The following is a 19,362-nucleotide window of genomic DNA, read 5'->3' on the forward strand; positions in this document are numbered from 1 at the left end:
GCGTGGTCAGACCGCCCCGGCGGCCGGGATCTGGCCGGTCCGCCCGGTGTGATCGGACTGGTCGGATGCTGCGAGGACGCGCAGCGTGTCGAGGGCTGATGCCAGCGAGACCTCGGCCGGCACCCGGTCGTAGGCCCGCAGGTAGTCCAGGAGCAGCCGGCACAGGCTCGCCTCGTCGAGGAACTCGTCCGGCAGCCGGTGCGCGAGCAGGGCGTGCATCGTCTTCGGCGGGATCTTCGGCCAGGCCAGTTCGGCGTACTCGCTCAACGCCATCAGCAGCCACAGCGCGGTGCGGTTGTCGACCCGGGCGGCGGCGAACTGCTCGGCCATCTCGGCCGACACCACGCCGTCCTCCAGCGGCAGCTCCGCGAGCCGGTCCTCGATGTCGGTGAGCACCCGGCGGACCCGGGGCACGTACCGCTGCGGCAGCCGGTGGAGCCCGTGCCGCAGGATGAGCGCGTGCAGCACCGCGTGGTCGTCGGTCGTACCGAGCGAGTCGACCAGTTCCGGGAACTCGTCGATCAGGTACGGGCACGAGATGATCAGCTCGGGCGGCGCGGTCGGCGAGTCGGGCAGGCGACTCAGCGCCACCCGGGTCAGCCCGCACACCACCTCGCGGGGCAACTGCGCGCCGTCCTCGGCGAGGCACTCCAGCAGGACAGTGGCGCTCGTGCTGGACACCGCCTCCGGTGACTCGACGGCACGCGCCCACAGCCGCCGGTAGCTGCGCTCGTCGTACAGGATGAGCTGGTGCAGGGACGGCACCGGCCAGCGGCGGGTGGCCAGCGACACCAGGTCGGCGTGGAACCGGCCGGCCTCGAAGCTGTCCGGCTGCTGGCCGCGCCACGTCCGCGCGCCCGCCTGCAACTGGCCGTAGGTGGTGATGTCGCCGAGCAGCCGCGCCTCCTCGGCCGCCACGTTCACCGTCTCGCCCCGGCCTTCGCGCCGCCGCTCGGCGATGATCCGGCCGTCGGCGTCCCGGCCGAGCCAGCTGATCATCGCGAGCTGGCCCTTCTCGTCCAGTCCCGCCCGCCACAGCCGGACTGTCGACACCCAGGTCGCCTCGTCCATCAGGTCGGTGTGGCGTACGCCGTCCGGTGACACCAGCGCGGCGAGGGCGACCAGGTTGGCGGTGTACGCGGCCAGCAGCCGCACCGGGTCGTACGGCGCGGGCCGGTAGCCGTCCACGCCGGCCAGGTTGGTCCGCTGCCGGGCCTCGGCCAGCAGGCCGGCGATGGTCTCCACGATCCCGTCCAGCTCCTCCGGGTGGCGGGAGGCGAGCTCGCGGGCGAAGCCCACCACCGCCTCGCGCTTCACCAGCGGCTGGTGGGAGAGCAGCGCCCGGAACTGGCCGGTGTCCAGCTGGTAGCCGAAGCCGGCCGGGCTGCGGGTGTGCCGGCGCAGCACGGCCAGGCTCCGCAGAGCCCCGATGACGTACTCGGCGATCAGGAAGTCGCCGATCGTGGTGTGCAGGAACTCGTACGTGCGCCGGGCGTCCTCGCCCTGCACGTCGTCCGGGCCGTACACCACGAAGAACGCGGCGGTGACCAGCTGTTCCGGGCCGAGCACGTCGCCGAGTTCGAAGCGCGAGCCGTCTCCGGGCCCGGAGCCGAAGCAGTCCAGGTCGAGACGGAGCGCGGCCCGGTTCACCAGTTCCCGGTTGCGGTTGAACATGGCGAACGCGGTGATCGCCAGGTCGCGCCGGAGCTGGTGTTCGCGGGCCTCCCGCTCGTGGTTCGCGAGGGCGGTCGGCGCCTTCTCGCTCACCTGCCGCCTGATGAACGCGGTGAGCAGGCCGGTGAACAGGTCGGATCGGGAGATGGCGGCGCCGGGACGGCGGTCCGCCCAGTGCTCGTTGTAGTAGATCGCCAGCAGCGTGAGCAGCAACGGCTGACGGGCCAGCTCGCCGTGGGACAGCAGCTCCCGGGCGGACAGCCGGCGGTAGCCGGGCCGGTCCTCGTTCGCCGCGTTCACGGCGGTCAGCCAGGCCGTCACCTGGGCGTCGGTCAGGTCCTCCAGCCGGACCAGCACTGTGCCCTGCGGCACGCTGGCGCGGTCCATCACCAGGATCCGCGACGTGATGATCGGGATGACCGAGTAGCCCAGGTCCCACTGGGTCTCCTGGAACTCGGCCACCCGGTCGATGTACTGGGAGTGGGCCGTGCCGGTGACCTGGACGAGTTCGTCGAACCCGTCGAAGATCACCACGACGGTGGTGTGCTGGGTGGCCCGGCGCAGGTCCGCCCAGCGGATGCGCTCGTCCATCACCTGCTCGATCGCGGCCTCGATCTGCTCGGTCGGCGACGTGTCTCCGGACATCCGGCGCAGCGGCACCACTATCGCCGTGAACCGGCTCGCCGGCAGCCGGGCCGCGATCACCCGGGTCAGCAGCGTCTTGCCGGCGCCCGGCTGGCCGAGGAGCAGCAGCGGACGGTGCAGGCTCGCCGGGTCGGTCAGATACTCGGAGAGGAACCCGACGAGGTCACCCCGGCGCGGCTGGTCCTCCCACCAGTGCTCCCGCTCCGGTGACGTGTGCTTGCCGTACTCGGCGGCCCGGAAGTCGGGGCTGATGAACCCGCTGTCCACGTTCGGCAGCCGCAGGTGGAAGTCGACGTCCTTGATCCGCAGCAGCGGCTGCCGGAACACCGCCGCCAGCGACCCGGTGAGCCGGTCGAGCGACTCGCGGAGCAGGTCGGGCCGGTCGGCGGCCACCGGACCGGACAGCTCGTCCAGGTTGCGGTAGAGCTGCGCCAGCGCGTCCAGCCGGGCCGAGACCTCGGTGGTGAGCTTCCGGTTGTCGATCAGGTTGTGCTCGATCGCCTGCCGGATCATCCGGAACCCGAACTCGGGGAGGTCCGCGGCGAGCCGGTCGAAGCGGTCCTCGTAGTGCCACATGGCCCGGCCCACCACGCGGGAGCGCATCGACGTGAGGTCGAGCCCGCGCCGCACCGACGGCCAGGCGGCGAGACCCTCGCAGAAGGCGATGGTGGCGTCGTAGAGCTTGACGTACGCGGCCTCGACGTCCCGCCGGGTGTCGTCCATGCCGTGCACGGAGGAGGGCAGCGGGAAGTAGCCGCCGTCGATCTCCTGCGGAAGCGTGTGGTGCCGCCGCTCGGCCGGCACCATGCCGACCTTCTCCTCGTCGGTCAGTTCCAGCCTGTCGAAACCCGGCCCGACCTCGTCGCGGAAACCGTCGAAGAACGCGGAGAGGGCCAGCACGGTATGGCTGGCCTCCAGCAGCTCGTAATACGATTTACCGCCGGTTGCCCGGATGCGCCCGGCCTGGTTTCCGGTGGCGTCCCGGACGAGCTGCATGAGCGCGTTCTTCGGGCCGAGCAGCGCGAGCGCCGTACCGTGGGAGAGGGCCCCAGCGCCCAGGATCCCCGCGCTGACGACCTTGTCGGTCTCGGTGATGCGCGCGCTGCCCGGGGCCAGCAGTCGTAACGCATCTCGATAGCTGAGGCTCGAACGGCGCGGCATGCCGCCCCTTCCGCTGCTGGCGATCGGATTCTTCAAGGATAGAAACTTCAGTGACGGAAAGCTATCGATTCCTCACCGGGCGGCGGCTTTGCGACGACTTTTCCATTCATTCATCTCATTCATCTGGTAAATGCGGCCAAGGCGTACCGACCTCTATGATCGACGGGTGGACCACACACGGGTACGGCAGGCGTACGGGGCGGTCGCGCCGCTCTACATCGAACTGTTCGGCACCACCGGCCACGTCCACGCGGACGACCTCGCCCTCATCGGCCGTCACCTGACCGTCCGGACCGGCCCGGTGCTCGACCTGGGATGCGGGCCCGGTCACATCACCGACCATCTCCGTTCGCTGGGCGTCGACGCCACCGGGATCGACATGGTTCCCGAGTTCGTCGCGCACGCGCGGGCGACGCATCCGGACTGCGCATACCGGCTCGGGTCACTGGACGACCTCGCCGTCCCCGACCACTCCGTCGCCGGCATCCTCGCCTGGTACTCACTGATCCACCTCCCGCCACCGGACCTCGACGGCGTGCTGGCGGAGTTCCGCCGCGCGATCGTGCCGGGTGGACCGCTCGTGGCCGGCATCTTCGTCGGTGACGAGGTGGGTGCCTTCGAGCACAAGGTCGCCACCGCGTACCGCTGGCCGGTGGACGAGTTCTCCGCGCGGCTGCGGCAGGCGGGGTTCGCGGAGGTCGAGCGTCTGACGCGCCTGGACGACGCCCACCGCCCGCACGCCGCCGTCGCGGCCGTGGCTTCCGGGGCCTGAGCGCGCACCATCGTCACCAGGCCGCAACCGAACGCGGATCGCGGGGTGACACGGCACTGTCACCGTCGGAGCATGGCCGCACGAAGGGGTACGAGGACACGCCGGGCCGTCGCGGCACCGGCCGCCGCCCTGATCGTGCTGGCCGGACTGACCTCCTGTACGCCGGAGGTGAAGGGCGTCACCGGCCTCACAGTGGACGCCCACGGCCGGCCGCACGCGGCGCTCGCCTGGTGCGCGGACCGGCCGCCCGACCTCGTGGTGCTCACCTCCGTGGCGGAGTCCGCCTCGCCCGGTGCGCCCACACCGGAGCGGCCGTACTGGCCGAGGCGGAAGTACGACGTGCCTCGCGACGCCGCAGCGCCTGCCCTCGTACCCCTTGAGGGTTTCCCGCCCGGGCCGGTGGCCGACGGGCAGGCGGCGTTCCGGGTCTCCGGCGCCACCCACGACAACAGCTTCCGCACCGAGGGCGTGGACTTCCGGATCGCCGAACTGGCCGAGCTGCGGCCGGGTTCGGTCCTGGTCACCGACTTCGACGACAGCGGGGAGGTGCTGCGAACGGTCCCGCTCGACGAGTTCACCGAAATGGGCGAGAAAGCGTGCTGACCGCTGTGTCAGGATCGGCGTTCGGAGTTCGACGGCCGGAAGGACACCATGCCCGCGTACGCCATCGCTCACCTCCAGGACGCCGCCCCTCACCCGGACATCGCCGAATACATCGAGCGGCTCCCCGGCACCCTCGCCCCGCACGGCGGCCGCTTCCTCGTGCACGCCACGCCGCACGAGGTGAAGGAGGGCAACTGGCCCGGAGCCGTCGTGATGCTCGGCTTCCCGGGCATCGCAGAGGCGCGGGCGTGGTGGGACTCGCCCGCCTACCAGGAGATCGCGCCGCTGCGCTCGCGGCATATCGAGGGCGACATCATCCTGGTCGAGGGCGTCCCCGACGACTACTCCCCGACCGGCATCGTGCAGGCGATCCGGGCGGCGGCCTCCTGAGCCGGCCTGGCCGGCGCGCCCGCGACCTGGGGATCGTCGTCGGGTCGCTGCCCACCGGGCCGCACAACGCGATCACCGATGTCCCCGGCGTCCTGGTGGGTCACACCACCGTCGACGACGACGCCGACCTGCACACCGGCGTGACAGCAATCGTGCCGAGCGGGCTCGGCCCCGGACGGTGGACGCTGCCCGCGGCGGTGTACACCGGCAACGGCCACGGAAAGCTCGTCGGCTCGACCCAGGTGGACGAGCTCGGCGTACTGGAGTCCCCGGTCGTGCTGACCGCCACGCTGTCGGTGTTCCGGGCGGCGGACGCGCTGCTCGGGCACCTGATGGAGCGCCGGCCGGACGGGCTGTCGTTCAACCCGCTGGTCGGTGAGACCAACGACGGGCACCTGTCGGACATCCGCCGCCGCCCGATCACCGAGGAACACGTCCTGGCGGCCGTCGCGGGGGCGACCGACGGGCTTCCCGCCGAGGGCTGTGTCGGGGCCGGCGCGGGCACCACCGCCCTGGGTTACAAGGCGGGCATCGGCACCTCGTCCCGCACGGTCCGGACCGACGGCGGCACGCGGACGGTCGGCGCGCTGGTCCAGTCCAACTTCGGCGGCGTCCTCACCGCACTCGGCGTGCCGCTACCGGTCGACGAGCTGGTCCCGGCCTCCGACCGGACCGAACCACCCGGCAACTCGTGCATGATCGTGGTGGCGACCGACGTACCGCTGGACGCACGCCAGCTCCGGCGGCTCGCCCGCCGGGCGGTGTTCGCGATGGCCCGGGTGGGTGCGTCCTTCAGCACCACGAGCGGCGACTACGCGATCGCGTTCACCACGTCGGACCAGCCGCCGATCCCGGACGGCGCGATCGATCCGGTCTTCGCCGCCGTGCTGGACGCGGTGGAGGAGGCGCTGCTCAACTCGCTGTTCACCGCCGTCACCACCACCGGTGTGGGCGGTCGAACGAGTCACGCGGTTCCCCACCGGGCCGCCGTCGAGCGGCTGGCGGCGGCGGGACGGCTCACGGCCCGGCCGTACGCCTGATCCACTGTGCCCCTCGCCGTCGGCCGTTCGGCGAGGGGCCGAGTCCGATCATCCGCAGCATCGATGCCGGTATTCCGGCAGCTGCCCACCACTTCGTCGCTTATCGCGCCGGTAAGGGCCGGTCTGTCGGCTCAGCGACACTCCCGTGCGGACACATCGCTCCACACTGCCCGCTGTGACCGAAATCCCTCCCCCGAACCCGTGGCACGGGCAGGGCCCGCCGCCTCCACCGCCTCATCAGCCCGGCATGCCGTTCGCGCCACCGCCACGGCCGTCGTGGTGGAGCCGCCAGCCCGCGGCGATCAAGCTGCTCCTCGTCAGCGGCGTCGCGGTCCTCACCTGCTGCGGCGGGCTGCTCGGCATCGGCATCGCCGCCGGCCCCGCCACCGAACCGGACAAGGCACCGGAGAAGGCTGTCGCCCAGGAGGTGCCGACCGTGGCGGCACCCACCACCACGGCCCCCGCGCCCGAGGTCAGCACCGTGTCGCCCGAGCCGTCGCCGTCACCCACCACGGCCGCGCCGACCACCGCGAAGCCCGCGTCGAAGCCGACCCCGCGCAAGACCACGAAGCCCGCCGTCTACTACAAGAACTGCGATGCCGTACGCGCAGCCGGCAAGGCGCCGCTGCTGCGCGGCCAGCCGGGGTACCGGACCGGGCTGGATCGTGACCTCGACGGCGAGGCCTGTGAGCCGGATGGCGGCAACGGCGACTCCGGCGGCGGAAGCACCGGCGGCGGCAGTTCGGGCGGCGGCAACGACCCGCGCTTCGGCACCTGCAAGGAGGCGAACGCGAACGGGTACGGCCCGTACAGGCAGGGCAAGGATCCTGAGTACTACTGGTACATCGACCGGGACAACGACGGCACTGTCTGCGAGTGACACGCGACGCCGGGGCGGACCGTGCGGTGCCGCCCCGGTGGTCACTCCACCTCGTCGTCGAATGCCCGTCGGGCGTCCTCGATCTGCGCCATGTGGGCGTCGGCCCATTCGAGCAGCACGTCGACCGGCGCACGCAGCGTCTTGCCCAGCGGGGTGATCCGATACTCGACAGCGACCGGGCGCGTCGCCACGACGTGCCGTTCCACGATGCCGTTGCGTTCCAGTCGTCGCAGGGTCGCCGTCAGAGACTTCTGCGTCACCGCCGGGATCGCGCGGCGCAGCTCGTTGAAGCGGCACGGACGCTCGCACAGCTCGTTCAGGACGCTCAGCGACCACTTGTCCAGCACCTGATCGAGCAGCTCGCGGTGCGGTGCGTCGATGCGCAGCTCGGCGGCACCGGGGGTGGCGGTATCGCTCATGAAACCAGGTCTCCTTGAAGTGTCCTCCGTCAACTAGGTATCAATGGTAAACCTCAGTTGCCCAGTGGAGGAGCCCACATGTCAGTCACCCGTCTCAGCCCTGCCGGTCTTCAGCCGAACACGCCGTACCACCACGTGGCAGTCGCCACCGGGTCGCGCCACATCCACGTCAGCGGCCAGGTGGCACGACTGGACGACGGCTCACCCGTCGCCACCGGAGACCTGGCCGGTCAGGTCGCGCAGGTACTGCGCAACACCGGCCGCGCCCTCGCCGGCGCTGACTCGTCGTTCGAGGACGTGGTCCGGTTGACCTTCTACGTCACCGACTGGACGCCCGAGAAGATCGGGCCGTTCATGGCCGGGATCGAGTCGGTCGCCGAGGAGCTCGGGCTCCCGCAGCCGCTTCCGCCGGCGTCGCTGATCGGCGTCGATCACCTCTTCGAGCCCGACGTGCTGGTGGAGTTGGAGGCGACAGCGATCGCGCAGTGAGCGCCGGGGTGCCCCTACGGTCCAGGGTCAGCTGGAGTTCACCGTAGGGGCACCTGGTCGGCCACACCCACCTGAGCCGTTTTCGGTGGCCTGGGCAGGCCACCGGGATCAGCCCGTGGTGCAGGATCGGATCTGGGGTCTGGCGCTGCTGTTGCCGTTCATCATCGTGGTGAAGCCGAAGGTGTTGCCGCTGCCGTTGGACCGCATCGTCATCACGTAACCGGTGCTGTCCCAACTGGGGGAGCCGTTCCAGGTGGTGGAGACCCGCTGCGGCGGCGTCAGAGCCACGACCACGGTCCAGTTGCCGGCCCCCTGAACCGTCACCGAGGTGTTGTACCGGTCACCCCAGACGTTGGGGGTCGTCGCCGTCGCTGTGCACCCGCCGCTGGGAGGCGGAGTGGTCGGCGTGCCGGTCGGCGGCGGAGTGGTCGGCGGCGGAGTGCCGTCCGGGGCCACCGCTCGGCCGGTGCTCGGTGAGATCATGCCCGGACAGAGGTTGCGGCTGCTCAGGTTGGCCATGATCTGCGGAATCGCGTCGCGGGTGTTCTGAATGCCGTCGTGCATCAGGATCACCTGGCCGGCCTGGAGGCGGCCGGCGTTGGAGACGATCTGGCCGACGCTGGCGCCGTTCCAGTCCTGGGAGTCGACGTCCCAGATCACCTGGCGCAGGCCGAGCGACGAGGCGACCGACTGGAGGGTCGAGTTGGTCTCCCCGTAGGGCGGGCGGAACAACTGCGGCCGCACGCCGGTCGCCGACTGGATCGCCGAGTTGGTCTGGGAGAGGTCCGACTGCATCTGGCTCTGGCTCATCGAGGTCATGTGCGCGTGGTTCCAACTGTGGTTGGCCACCCACATGCCCGCGTCGACCTGGGCCCGCGCGGCGGACGGGTTGCTCTGCACGTTCTGCCCGACGTTGAACATGGTCGCCCGTACGCCGTTCGCGCGCAGCACGGACAGCAGTGCGCTGGTGCTGCCGGTCGGCCCGTCGTCGAAGGTGAGGCCGACGTACCCGTTGCAGACGGCGGCGCTGGACGGAGTGGCGGCGACCGCGAGACCGGCGGCAATCAGCGCCACGGTGGAGGCGAGCACTGCCAACCGGACGGTGAGACGCGATGTTCGGGGGGTGGACGGGCGGCGGAAGCCGCCGATGCTGGCGTACATGCGCAGGTCCTCCTCGGGACGGGTGACACCTGACGACGCATGGCTTTAATCGACAGAGATTGATGTTGCCGGCGCTCGGAGTATCGCAGCGGCGTTTCGAACACGTCAACGATTTTCCGGAAGTTTTCCGGAAGTACGTACCTAGACGACGTGCCGGAATCCCTCGACGAGGCCCGTGCCCGGCTGTTCACCGTCGCGCATCAGCGAGGGGCCAGTAGATCCCACCGTGGCTCCCACAGCCGCGCCGAACTCGCCGAAGACGGATACGAGAAAGCCCCCGACCTCGCCATTTCGGCTGGTCGGGGGCTTCTCCCTGTACTGTGCGCCCGAAGGGACTCGAACCCCTAACCTTCTGATCCGTAGTCAGATGCTCTATCCGTTGAGCTACGGGCGCCTGGTGCTCAGCCAGTCTACACAACCGGCTTTCGCGCGGAGACTCCGGGATTCGAACCCGGGAGGGGCTTTAAGACCCCAACCGCATTAGCAGTGCGGCGCCATAGACCAGACTAGGCGAAGTCTCCCTGGTGACCCACGAGGTCACCGCGCCCGAGGATACAGGTCCGTACCCGCCCGGGGCAAAGCGACTATCGGACCGGCCGCTCCGACCGCGTTTTCGTCGTGTGCCAGATCACGCCCACGGCTACGCTCCATCGATATGCAGGAGCAGCCGCCGAGCTATCCGCCCCGTCGCGAGCCCGCCCCCAAGGCCCGGCGGAGCCGCTCCCCACGACCGACGTTCAACCCACCGACACCGGAGCCCGCCGCGGAGAACGCGACGAGCGACACACCGCCGCCCCGGCGTCCGCGCCGGGCGGCGCCCACTGTCGTCTTCCAGCCGCCGACGCCGGCCGCCGACGCACCGCCGGCGCCGCGCCCGCGCCCGGCCGCCGACCCTTCGCCGAGCGCCGGGGAGGGCACGCTCCCGGCCGATGAGAGGCCCGTCACAGCAAGGCAGCAGCAAGCCACCGAGCCTCCGGCCGGGCCGGTCTCCCCACCGGCCGGGGAGGAAACACCGAAACGGGCGCGCCGCGCTCCCGCCGCCAAGAAGGCCGCCCCGGTCGCGAAGAAAGCGGCCCCAGTTGTGAAGAAGGCTGCGCCGGCGGTCAAGAAGGCCACTCGGAAGGCGTCGCCTCCGAAGCAGGAGACGGCGATCAGCACGACGGAGCCCACACCCACCGAACGGCAGCCCGACGGCACCGAGCCGGTCACGGCGGAGCGTCCCGTCACCGCACCTTCGCCCGGACGGACCCGCCGGACCACGAAGGCCACCCCGTCGGCGGCGATGGCGATCCCGGCAACGGCGAGTCCAGCCGCCGCCGACACCACGACACCCCGCGCCGAGCAGTCCGACGAGCCGACGCACGGCACGGTCGTCGAGCGGGCACCCGCACAACCCGACGTCGCGCGTACCCCGGTGGAGGGCTGGCGGGCGGTGGGGCCGCAGCTGCGCGACCACCCCGGGTTCGCGCCGGAGCTGCTGGCCCTGGCGGCGGTCGACGCGCTCGGGCCGCGGGCCGCTGCCTGGGTGGAGCAGGTCCGGCGGGCCTACCCCGAGGCGGACGCCGACGGGGTGGCCCGGCTGGCGACCCGGCGGTTCGTCCGGATGGCCGGTACGGGTGGGGCGCTCGCGGCGGGCGCCGGGCTGTTCGCGCCGGTCGCGGAGCTGGCGACTGTGCTGTGGACGCAGGCGAACCTGGTGCTGCATCTGGCGGCGGCGTACGGGCGGGATCCGGCGCATCCGGATCGGGCGGCCGAGCTGCTGGTGCTCACGTTGGTGCACCCGGACGACGGCACCGCGCGGGCGGCGCTGGCGGCGGCTCGGGCGGCTGATGCTCCGGCGGAGGGTCCGTGGGGGCGCGTGGCGGAGGCGGCCTGGCGGCTGGCGACGCCGGTGGCCGCGCAGGCGGGTGGCTGGCTCGGGCTGCGGTTGGCCGCCCGGTTGCTGCCGGGCGCGGCGGCGCTGGCGGCCGCGACCGGCGGTACGGCGACGGCCGGGCGGGTGGCCGCGCGGGCGGTCGCCCGGTATCGGGCGTGATCGACACCAGTTCGGCGAGCCGGCGCGGTCAGGCGGGCCCGATGCCGCCACTTCCCCGACCTGGCGGCGGACGGAACGCGTGCGGTCAGAGCCAGTCGAACCAGGACTTCGGCAGCATCGCGTAGCCGACGAACGCGAAGATGTCGAGCAGCGTGTGCGCGACGATCAGCGGGGCGACCCGGCGGGTACGCAGGTAGAACAGCCCGAAGATCACGCCCATGACGGCGTTGCCGACGAACGCGCCGAAGCCCTGGTAGAGGTGGTACGAGCCGCGCAGCAGCGCGCTCGTGGCGAGCACCGCGCCGATCCGCCAGTTGAGCTGCCGCAGCCGGGTGATCAGGTAGCCGACCACGATCACCTCCTCCAGCACGGCGTTCTGCACGGCGGCGAGGATCAGCACCGGCACCGTCCACCAGAGGTCCGGCAGCGCGGCCGGGACCAGCGTGGCGTTGAGCCCGAGCTGCGCCGCCGCCCAGAACAGCGCCAGCCCGGGCAGGCCGATGAGCGCGGTCAGGCCCGCGCCCCGGGCCAGGTCGGAGGCGGGCCGACGGAAGTCGACGCCGAGCGTCCGTGCCGGGTCGCCGGGGTCGCGCGCCAGCAGGTGTACGGCGAGCAGTACCGGCAGCAGCGCGAAGACGATCCCGAGCAGCTGGTACGTGAGGTCGAGGTATGGCCGGGCCGACGCGGAGGTGTTCAGCGCTGCGGTCTGCTTGGACAGTCCGCCGGTCGCGGTCAGCTTCGCGATGAGCGAGACGAGCGCGTACACGGCCGACTGGCCGAGGGACAGACCGAGCACGAGCAGCGTCTCGGTGCCCAGCATCCGGCGGGAGACCGGACGGGCCAGCTCGTCAACCGTCACCGGACCATGAAAGCACTTCGGCGACCGGGCCGGACGGTCGCACAGCCTGTGCGACCGGCGTACACGCTCCGTGGACATTCTATGCGGGCCGATCCGCCCGTACGGAGAAGGAGCGTGCCCCTGTGGAGAACTTCGCGCGGCTGCTGAAGGAGAGCTGGACCCTGGTCGAGGAGCACCGGGAGCGGCTCAGCGGTCACTTCTACGCCCGGCTGTTCCTCCTCGACCCGGAGCTGCGCAAGCTCTTCCCGGTGCAGATGAACGGCCAGGGGGACCGCATCCTGGAGGCCATCGTCACGGCCACCCAGACGGTGGGCGACCCGGAGAGCTTCGACGAGTACCTGCGCGCGCTGGGCCGCGACCACCGCAAGTACCACGTGTCGGCCGAGCACTACGCGACGATGGGCGTCGCGCTGCTCGACGCGCTGCGCAGCACCGCCGGGGACGGCTGGAATCTGGAGTACGACCAGGCGTGGCGGGAGGCGTACGCGGGCATCAGCGAGCGGATGCTGGCCGGCGCGGAGGCGGACGAGAACCCGCCGTACTGGCACGCCGAGGTGCTGACCCACGAGCGGCACGGCCCGGACACGGCGGTGCTGACCGTCCGCGCGCTCCAGGATCCGCTGCCGTGGCGGGCCGGCCAGTACGTGAGCGTGGAGGTGCCGCGCTACCACCCGCGGGTGTGGCGGACGTACTCGGTGGCGAACGCGCCGAACGAGGAGAACGTGCTGGAGTTCCACGTCCGGACGCCACCGGGTGCGGCCGGCTGGGTGTCCGGCGCGCTGGTGCGCCGTACCAAGCCGGGTGACCTGCTGCGGGTGGCCGCGCCGATGGGTTCGATGACGCTGGACCCGGAGTCCACCCGGGACGTCCTCTGCGTGGCCGGCGGGGTCGGCCTGGCGCCGATCAAGGCGCTGGTGGAGGAGCTGACCCGGGTCAACCGGACCCGCTGGGTGCACGTCTTCTACGGCGCGCGCCGCCCGGACGAGCTGTACGGGCTGCCCGGCCTGGAGGACCTCGTCGCGTCCCACCCGTGGTTGTCGGTGACGCCGGCGTGCAGCGAGGACCCGGACTTCGGCGGCGAACTCGGTGACGTCTCCGAGGTGGTCACCCGGTACGGCCCGTGGACCACGCACGACTGCTACGTCTCCGGCTCGGCCGCCATGGTCCGGGCCACCCTGCGGGCGCTCGCCGCCGACGACGTCCCGCCCGACCACATCCGGTACGACACGTTCGGCAACCTCTGAACCTTGCTCCCCCCGAGCCGGGTCGCGTGCCCCCGCCCCCTGGGGCACGCGACCCGGCCCCCCGTTTCTCAGTAACGCCAGGGGGTGCCGGTCTCGCGGTACTCCTCCACGGGCACGAGCGGCACGCCGGGTGCCATCCGGTCGACGTAGAGCCGCCCCTCCAGGTGGTCGATCTCGTGTGCGACCAGCCGCGCCATCGCGTACTCGTAGGACGTGATCACCCGGCTGCCGTCCCACAGGGCGTGTTCCACGTCGATGCGCAGCGGCCGGGGCACCAGGCCGCGGTGGTCGAAGAAGGACAGGCAGCCCTCGTACTGCTCGTCGGTCTCGGTGGCGGCGTCCACCACCCGGGGGTTGAGCAGCACCACCGGGTCGGCCGCCCGGTCGGCCGGGCGCACGAGCGCCGCGGACCAGCCGATGCCGAGCTGGGGCGCGGCGAGGCCGACGCCCTTGCTGAACGGGTGCAGCTCGTCCAGGCGGACCAGCATCGCGGCGAGCCGGTCGATCACCTGCCGGGCGTGCTGCTCGTCGGCCGGCAGGTCGAACTGGCGGGCCCGCTGCCGCAGCAGGTCGTCGCCGCGCTGCACGATGCCCACTGCGCGCATCCGGTCGCTGGCCCGTACCCGGGCGCCGCCGGTGGGCGCGCTGTCCGGTTCGGCGTCCGGCTCGGGGCTGCGGAACCGCCACTGCATCCGGTAGCGGGCGTTCAGCGGCGGGTCGTCGGTCCCCCAGTCGAAGACCACCCGGCCGCCGTCCGCCGAACGCTGGATCGGGGTACGCAGCGGCCCCTCCTCCGCCGACAGCGAGGTCTCCGCACCCCACACCTTGGGGTCGAGGTCCGCGGGCAGGTCGAGCCGCACCGCCAGGTGCCGGGTGGGCAGGCGTACGGCCCGTTGGAACCAGGGGCCCCACTTGTCCCGGCCGACGCGGTACGCGTACTCGATGGTGACCCGGTCGCCGGGGTAGAGCGGGAAGCGTCCCTCGTCGTTCTCGAACAGCAGCCAGATCTCCTTGAACGCGTCCCGGTCGTGTTTGGCCCGCCAGTGCATCGGCTCGCGTCCGTTGCCGTCGTCCCGGTACGCGGTGAGCTGCAGCTCGGCGAAGGTCAGCGGGTGTTCCCGGTGGTGCCGGTTGGAGCGGCCCGGGTCGTTGGGGTAGCGGTCGACGGCGACCCGGACCAGGTAGCGGGTGACCGGTTCGGTGCCCGCGTTGTACAGCTCCCGCCGGATCGCGCAGTGGTAGCCGTCCCCGGTGTGGGTGAGCGTGGCCATCTCCCGTTCCACCACGAGGCCGGTCCCGGGGGGCAGCCACTGGCCGGGCACGGGTGGGTCACGGTGCGCGGCACCGGTCCGGCCGTGCCGCAGCTCGTCGTACTCCCGGAAGCGCTGCCAGATCGCGCCGCTGGCCTCCAGGACGGCCTCGGCCCGGCGGGCGAAGTCCTCGGTGGGCCGGTGCCGGCGCCCTTCGACGTGGCTGACGTAGGACGGGTCGAAGCCCATCATCGTGGCCAGTTGCTTCTTGGACAGCCCTCGGCCGGTCCGGTGCCGGGCGAGTTCGGCCGCGAACGAGTCCGCGGCACGCTCGATCGGTGAGGTCGTCATCAGCTTCCTCGTACGCGGGAAGACCATTTTCACGTTGAGTGGCCGAACGTGTACGGAAACTGCCTCGTATTCGACACTCACCTTGACTTTTCAGCGGCGTACGTCGATCCTTACGCCGTCTGCCGCCGGTTCTCCGGCGGCGTTTTCCGTCTCCGAGGCCGGGTAGTACGCGACGGCCGTGGAGTGACGGGGACCTCCCCGCGATACCGCGGCACCACTTCCCCTCCCGCCGGGAGGGTGGTTAGGCTAGCCTTAGCTTGGGTCGACGGCACGCGCCGACCGCAGGGCGACAGGACAGGGGACGGCCAGGTGACTGCGGTGATGCCGGGGCGCGACGCCGCCACCCCGCTCGCCCCTGTGACAGCGACCCTGCGCGCCATGTTCGGCACCGACGACCTGCCCGGGCTCGCACCCGGCCTGCTGGTCCACGACGAGCTGGACCGCTGGTCCCCGGCCACCCGGCTGATCGACGGCACGCTGCTGTCCGAGTTCCTGACCGCCGCCGGCCGCCGCTGGGGCGGCACCCCGCACGCGTGCGCCGCGCTGGCCTGGAAGTCCTACAGCTACTGGACCGCGCTACCCGCGGTGCTCGGCTGGGCGTCCGCCCGCCGGGTGCCGCTGCTCGACCCGGCCGACGTGCTCGTGCACTTCGAGGACCACCACCAGCTCCTCACCTTGGGACTGCGTGCCTCCACCCCGGTGGCGGTGCTGCCGAGCGACCCGCTGGCCCTCGCCGGCGCTCCGGGCGTACTGGTTGTGACGGACGAGGCGGCGCTGCTCGGCGCGCTGCGCGCGTCCCTGCTCGACGCCCACTTCGCCCCGCTGATCGGCGCCATCCAGGGCGAGGTCCGGATCGGCACCCGTACGCTGCTCGGCTCGGTGGCCTCCGGCATCGCCCACGGCATCCTGCGCGCGTCGGACGCGCTGCCCGGCTCGGCCACGGCGGCCGTCGGCACGCTGCTCGACGCGCTCGACCTGAGCGACCTGGTCGAACTGGTGCCCGGCCCGGCCGGCGAGCCGACTGTGCAGCGGCGCACCTGCTGCCTGGCGTTCACGCTGCCCCGGCCCAAGGTGTGCCAGGGCTGCTGCGTCCGCCAGGGCTGACCGCTCACTCGACCAGCGGCCGGACGTCCCACAACCACACCCCGCCGGTACGCCTCGGCGTGATCCCGCTCAGCTCCGTCATCGCCCGGCGCAGCGCGTCGGCCTGCGGCAGCCGGGGGTCGAGGATCACCGCGCCGGCCCGCCAGTAGCGCAGGTCGTCCACGGCGGCCACCCGGTCCTGCGGCGTGATCGGCGGGACCGCGTCGGTGCGCCGTACCGTCTCGAAGAACGTGCTGGTGGGACGCGGCGGCGCGGTGAAGAGGGCGATCCGGTCCCCGCCTGGGCGGGTGTCCGGATAGAGGAAGTAGCCGCGGGCCAGCGGCATGTCCAGCCGGGTCTCGGCGGACCAGCGCAGCGGGACCGCGTACGTGGTGTCGGGCAGCGGCAGCGTGACGATGCTCCGCCCGCCGGCGACGTAGGGACGCCAGGCGCCGGAGGTGACGAACGTCGGAGTCGGGTCGAGGCGCTTCGCGGGCAGCGGGGTGGGCAGGATCGGCAGCAGCGCCATGGCGAGCACTGTGACGGTGGCGAACCGGATCTGGTCGCGCGCGTCCGGGTGCCGTACGGCGAGCCGCCGGGCCCGGTCGGCACCGAACGCGAGCAGCACGCCGATGATCGGGGTGAGCGCGAGCGACCAGCGGGTGGGCACCACCGAGTGCAGGACCGGCAGGTTCTCCAGCGCGGCCCAGGGGCCGGGGATGCCGGTGTCCCGCCCGTCGTAGCGGATCTCCCGGCCGAGCGAGAAGAGCACGAACACGAGCCCGACCGCTGCCAGCCCGAGCACCACGGCGTTGCGGCGCAGCCACCAGACCAGCGCGATCACCAGAATCACCAGCGGCCAGCCGAAGAACGCGTTCTCCTCGGTGGCGTTCTTCACGAGCGGTTCGCTGCCCCGGGCGTCGCCCGCCACCGACTCCCGCGACCAGGCCACGTACGCGGCGAGGTCGGTGGAGTAGCCCCGGATCAGCGTGGAGAGCCCGCTGTACGCGCCGGGGCCGAAGAACTGCACCCAGAGCGGGTACGCGAGCAGCGCCCCGGCGACCGTCGCGGCGACCCCGAGCCCGGCGGCGAACGGGCGGGCCGCCGAGCGCAGCGCGGGACGGCCGAGCGCCAGCGCGAGCACCACCACGCCGAGCCCGATGGCGGTCATCAGCAGGATCTCCAGGTTGAGGAACGCCTGCCAGACGATCACCAGGCCGAGCAGGACGCCGTTGCGCAGCCACCGGCCGGGTTCGGCCAGGCGCAGCGTCCGCCAGATGATCAGCGGCACCACGTACTGGCTGACGATGTTGGGGTGCGAGTTGGCGTGCGAGATCATCGCCGGCGCGAACGCGCAGAAGGCGGCACCCAGCCAGGCCGGACCGCGGGACCTCACGACAACTCGGGAGAGCAGGAAATACCAGGACACGCCGGTGGCGGCGAGCCCGAGAGTGAGGAAAATCAGAAAGGACCAGCGCGGGCCTGCCCAGAGCGTTATCGGGGTCAGCGGCAATGAAACGGATAATACGGACGTATTAGCCATGAGATTGACGACATCCGGCACATTCATCCGGTCCGAGGTGAACGGATAGGCGAAGTCAGTGACGACGCGAGCACCATGCGCCATCATCCATTCGAATTGCGCCTGATCTGTCCGATTGTCCCGGACGCCATTGCGCGGATCGACCCAGAGCCGGGCGGTGACCCAGAACGCGAGCAGCACGAAGCTGAGCACGGCGAGCGCGTCGATCCGCCCGCCCCGCCCCGATTTGGCCGCACTCGCGTCGCTTTCCGGAGTAGTCATGACATTTCAGAGCGTAGTCAGGGCATGACGGGCACGTGCAATGTTCCGGGGAATCACGTACTATGTGCCGAGTTCGCCGACCGCCGAACAGGCACCCCTCCGGATCACAATTCGGCCCCCCTCCGTCCCCCGATTTCCCCCTCAGCCATCCAGATGGTTGACTCTGACGGTCCAGGCGCGGGTCAGTCATATCGTGAGGAATCGACGCATGGCAGAAATCACTGGGGATCAGCGCATCCAGTCCGAGGTGCTCGAAGGCCTGGCGACGGCTGTCAACCACCGGCAGTGGTTCGTCGAGCTGGCGGTGCCCTACCTCGGTGACAACCCGATCGAGATCGGCAGCGGCCTCGGCGACTACGCCTCCGCCTGGGCCGCGTACGCACCCCGGATCACCGCCACCGAGGCCGACCCGGACCGGCTGATCCAGCTCAAGGAGCGGCTGTCCGACCACCCGGGCGTCGAGGTCCGGCAGATGCTGCTCCCGCACCACGAGCGCGGCGACTACAGCGCGGCCGTCTCCTACAACGTGCTGGAGCACATCGACGACCACGTGGGCGCGCTGCGCAGCATGCGGGACCTGGTCCGCCCCGGCGGCGCCGTGGTCATCATCGTGCCGGCGTTCCAGTTCGCCATGAGCCCCGCCGACATCGCCACCGGCCACGTCCGCCGCTACACGAAGAAGACGCTCGCCGCGGCGATGACCGAGGCGGGCCTCACCGTCGAGCGGATCCACTACGCCAACGCGCTCGGCCTGATCGGCTACTTCATGGCCACCAAGGTCTTCCGGCTGATGCCGAAGGAGGGCCCGATGGTGAAGGTCTACGACACGCTCGTGCTGCCAGTCACCAAGGCCGCCGAGCAGCGCGTCCGGCCGCCGTTCGGCCAGTCCGTCTTCGCCGTCGCCCGCGTGTAAGGAAGGGCCCCTTGTTAACAGACGTCTGTTAACAAGGGGCCCTTCCTTACACCTCACTCCTTGATCTGGTACGTCGGGCGGATGACCGCCCGGGCCAGGGTGTGGAACGCCAGGTTGAAGCCGACGAAGGCCGGGCTGGCCCCGGCCGGGATGTCGAGGCGGTCCACGTCCACCGCGTGCACCGCGAACACGTACCGGTGCGGGCGGTCCCCGGCCGGCGGCGCCGCACCGCCGTAGCCGGTGTCGCCGTAGTCGTTGCGGACGCTGAACGCGCCACCCAGGTCGGCCTCACGCACGCCGGTGGGCAGCTCGGTGACGGAGACCGGCACGTTCACCAGCACCCAGTGCCAGAAGCCGCTGCCGGTCGGGGCGTCCGGGTCGAAGCACGTGACCACGAAGCTCTTGGTCTCGGCCGGGAAGCCCGACCAGGACAGCTGCGGTGAGACGTTCTCGCCGCCGGTGCTGCCGTGCGCGTACCGCGCGTCCATCGGCTCGCCGTTGTGCACGTCGTCGCTGGTCAGGTCGAACGACGGCACCGTCGGCAGCAGCTCGTACGGGTCCGGGGCGATCGGTCGTTCCAGGGTCATCG

Annotated in this window: 17 protein-coding genes and 2 tRNA genes; 10 read left to right on the plus strand and 9 right to left on the minus strand. The window is 71.5% G+C overall.

Annotation, left to right across the window (positions count from 1 at the left end; translation table 11 throughout):
• Positions 1-6: 6 nt before the first annotated feature.
• Positions 7-3,480: an NACHT domain-containing protein gene (locus IF06_RS0119075; protein ID WP_030272615.1), complete on the minus strand. Its 3,474-nt coding sequence runs from the start codon at positions 3,478-3,480 to the stop codon at positions 7-9.
• Positions 3,481-3,610: 130 nt separating this feature from the next.
• On the opposite strand from IF06_RS0119075, the gene IF06_RS0119080 reads away from it, so the two are divergent.
• From IF06_RS0119080 to IF06_RS0119100, 5 genes are all read left to right on the plus strand, one after another.
• Entirely contained in the window at positions 3,611-4,252 is a 642-nt protein-coding gene (locus IF06_RS0119080) for a class I SAM-dependent DNA methyltransferase (RefSeq protein WP_036311128.1), read from the plus strand.
• 72 nt (positions 4,253-4,324) lie between these two features.
• Positions 4,325-4,855, plus strand: coding sequence for a hypothetical protein (locus tag IF06_RS0119085; RefSeq protein ID WP_013289100.1), 531 nt, complete (start codon positions 4,325-4,327; stop codon positions 4,853-4,855).
• A gap of 48 nt (positions 4,856-4,903) precedes the next feature.
• Positions 4,904-5,245 (plus strand): DUF1330 domain-containing protein, encoded by a 342-nt coding sequence (locus IF06_RS0119090; protein ID WP_013289101.1) that lies wholly within the window; start codon positions 4,904-4,906, stop codon positions 5,243-5,245.
• Positions 5,246-5,292: 47 nt separating this feature from the next.
• Entirely contained in the window at positions 5,293-6,285 is a 993-nt protein-coding gene (locus IF06_RS0119095; RefSeq protein WP_198039671.1) for a P1 family peptidase, read from the plus strand.
• A 247-nt stretch (positions 6,286-6,532) separates the two neighbouring features.
• On the plus strand, positions 6,533-7,165 hold the full coding sequence (locus IF06_RS0119100) for an excalibur calcium-binding domain-containing protein (protein ID WP_030272620.1): 633 nt from the start codon (positions 6,533-6,535) through the stop codon (positions 7,163-7,165).
• 41 nt (positions 7,166-7,206) lie between these two features.
• On the opposite strand, the gene IF06_RS0119105 is transcribed toward IF06_RS0119100, so the two are convergent.
• Positions 7,207-7,584 (minus strand): winged helix-turn-helix transcriptional regulator, encoded by a 378-nt coding sequence (locus tag IF06_RS0119105; RefSeq protein ID WP_030272621.1) that lies wholly within the window; start codon positions 7,582-7,584, stop codon positions 7,207-7,209.
• 78 nt (positions 7,585-7,662) lie between these two features.
• On the opposite strand from IF06_RS0119105, the gene IF06_RS0119110 reads away from it, so the two are divergent.
• A complete protein-coding gene (locus IF06_RS0119110) occupies positions 7,663-8,073 on the plus strand; it encodes a RidA family protein (protein ID WP_030272622.1) in 411 nt (136 codons plus the stop codon).
• A 108-nt stretch (positions 8,074-8,181) separates the two neighbouring features.
• Here the strand turns inward: IF06_RS0119110 and IF06_RS0119115 are convergent, their stop codons facing one another.
• The 3 genes from IF06_RS0119115 to IF06_RS0119125 all read right to left on the minus strand — a co-directional run bounded on the left by IF06_RS0119115 (position 8,182) and on the right by IF06_RS0119125 (position 9,755).
• Complete coding sequence (locus tag IF06_RS0119115; RefSeq protein WP_030272623.1) at positions 8,182-9,234, minus strand: polysaccharide deacetylase family protein; 1,053 nt, start codon at positions 9,232-9,234, stop codon at positions 8,182-8,184.
• A 321-nt stretch (positions 9,235-9,555) separates the two neighbouring features.
• Positions 9,556-9,628, minus strand: a tRNA-Arg gene (locus tag IF06_RS0119120).
• Between the two features lie 36 nt (positions 9,629-9,664).
• Positions 9,665-9,755, minus strand: a tRNA-Ser gene (locus tag IF06_RS0119125).
• Between the two features lie 560 nt (positions 9,756-10,315).
• Between IF06_RS0119125 and IF06_RS0119130 the strand changes: the two genes are divergently transcribed.
• Complete coding sequence (locus IF06_RS0119130) at positions 10,316-11,269, plus strand: hypothetical protein (protein ID WP_030272624.1); 954 nt, start codon at positions 10,316-10,318, stop codon at positions 11,267-11,269.
• A gap of 85 nt (positions 11,270-11,354) precedes the next feature.
• Here IF06_RS0119130 and IF06_RS0119135 read toward each other — a convergent pair whose 3' ends face one another.
• Positions 11,355-12,128: a CPBP family intramembrane glutamic endopeptidase gene (locus tag IF06_RS0119135; RefSeq protein WP_013477452.1), complete on the minus strand. Its 774-nt coding sequence runs from the start codon at positions 12,126-12,128 to the stop codon at positions 11,355-11,357.
• 122 nt (positions 12,129-12,250) lie between these two features.
• On the opposite strand from IF06_RS0119135, the gene IF06_RS0119140 reads away from it, so the two are divergent.
• Positions 12,251-13,372 carry a globin domain-containing protein gene (locus IF06_RS0119140; RefSeq protein ID WP_013289241.1) on the plus strand — a complete coding sequence of 374 codons (1,122 nt, stop codon included), beginning with the start codon at positions 12,251-12,253 and terminating at the stop codon, positions 13,370-13,372.
• 68 nt (positions 13,373-13,440) lie between these two features.
• On the opposite strand, the gene IF06_RS0119145 is transcribed toward IF06_RS0119140, so the two are convergent.
• Positions 13,441-14,973, minus strand: a complete 1,533-nt coding sequence (locus tag IF06_RS0119145; RefSeq protein ID WP_030272626.1) for a peptide deformylase — start codon at positions 14,971-14,973, stop codon at positions 13,441-13,443.
• Between the two features lie 321 nt (positions 14,974-15,294).
• On the opposite strand from IF06_RS0119145, the gene IF06_RS0119150 reads away from it, so the two are divergent.
• Positions 15,295-16,077, plus strand: coding sequence for a hypothetical protein (locus tag IF06_RS0119150; RefSeq protein WP_030272627.1), 783 nt, complete (start codon positions 15,295-15,297; stop codon positions 16,075-16,077).
• A 4-nt stretch (positions 16,078-16,081) separates the two neighbouring features.
• On the opposite strand, the gene IF06_RS0119155 is transcribed toward IF06_RS0119150, so the two are convergent.
• Positions 16,082-17,860, minus strand: a complete 1,779-nt coding sequence (locus IF06_RS0119155) for a hypothetical protein (protein WP_030272628.1) — start codon at positions 17,858-17,860, stop codon at positions 16,082-16,084.
• A 208-nt stretch (positions 17,861-18,068) separates the two neighbouring features.
• Between IF06_RS0119155 and IF06_RS0119160 the strand changes: the two genes are divergently transcribed.
• Complete coding sequence (locus IF06_RS0119160; RefSeq protein WP_030272629.1) at positions 18,069-18,773, plus strand: class I SAM-dependent methyltransferase; 705 nt, start codon at positions 18,069-18,071, stop codon at positions 18,771-18,773.
• A 53-nt stretch (positions 18,774-18,826) separates the two neighbouring features.
• On the opposite strand, the gene IF06_RS0119165 is transcribed toward IF06_RS0119160, so the two are convergent.
• Positions 18,827-19,360 (minus strand): YbhB/YbcL family Raf kinase inhibitor-like protein, encoded by a 534-nt coding sequence (locus IF06_RS0119165; RefSeq protein WP_013477456.1) that lies wholly within the window; start codon positions 19,358-19,360, stop codon positions 18,827-18,829.
• Between the last annotated feature and the right edge of the window lie 2 nt (positions 19,361-19,362).

It is taken from the genome of Micromonospora globosa (genome assembly GCF_000717585.1).
Lineage (GTDB): Bacteria > Actinomycetota > Actinomycetes > Mycobacteriales > Micromonosporaceae > Micromonospora > Micromonospora aurantiaca.

What these genes read in the sequence shown, in the direction of transcription:
- IF06_RS0119075 (WP_030272615.1), bottom strand. Translation starts at nt 3,480, where the DNA reads ATGCCGCGCCGTTCGAGCCTCAGCTATCGAGATGCGTTACGACTGCTG.
- IF06_RS0119080 (WP_036311128.1), top strand. Translation starts at nt 3,611, where the DNA reads ATGCGGCCAAGGCGTACCGACCTCTATGATCGACGGGTGGACCACACA.
- IF06_RS0119085 (WP_013289100.1), top strand. Translation starts at nt 4,325, where the DNA reads ATGGCCGCACGAAGGGGTACGAGGACACGCCGGGCCGTCGCGGCACCG.
- IF06_RS0119090 (WP_013289101.1), top strand. Translation starts at nt 4,904, where the DNA reads ATGCCCGCGTACGCCATCGCTCACCTCCAGGACGCCGCCCCTCACCCG.
- IF06_RS0119100 (WP_030272620.1), top strand. Translation starts at nt 6,533, where the DNA reads ATGCCGTTCGCGCCACCGCCACGGCCGTCGTGGTGGAGCCGCCAGCCC.
- IF06_RS0119105 (WP_030272621.1), bottom strand. Translation starts at nt 7,584, where the DNA reads ATGAGCGATACCGCCACCCCCGGTGCCGCCGAGCTGCGCATCGACGCA.
- IF06_RS0119110 (WP_030272622.1), top strand. Translation starts at nt 7,663, where the DNA reads ATGTCAGTCACCCGTCTCAGCCCTGCCGGTCTTCAGCCGAACACGCCG.
- IF06_RS0119115 (WP_030272623.1), bottom strand. Translation starts at nt 9,234, where the DNA reads ATGTACGCCAGCATCGGCGGCTTCCGCCGCCCGTCCACCCCCCGAACA.
- IF06_RS0119145 (WP_030272626.1), bottom strand. Translation starts at nt 14,973, where the DNA reads ATGACGACCTCACCGATCGAGCGTGCCGCGGACTCGTTCGCGGCCGAA.
- IF06_RS0119150 (WP_030272627.1), top strand. Translation starts at nt 15,295, where the DNA reads ATGCCGGGGCGCGACGCCGCCACCCCGCTCGCCCCTGTGACAGCGACC.
- IF06_RS0119155 (WP_030272628.1), bottom strand. Translation starts at nt 17,860, where the DNA reads ATGACTACTCCGGAAAGCGACGCGAGTGCGGCCAAATCGGGGCGGGGC.
- IF06_RS0119160 (WP_030272629.1), top strand. Translation starts at nt 18,069, where the DNA reads ATGGCAGAAATCACTGGGGATCAGCGCATCCAGTCCGAGGTGCTCGAA.
- IF06_RS0119165 (WP_013477456.1), bottom strand. Translation starts at nt 19,360, where the DNA reads ATGACCCTGGAACGACCGATCGCCCCGGACCCGTACGAGCTGCTGCCG.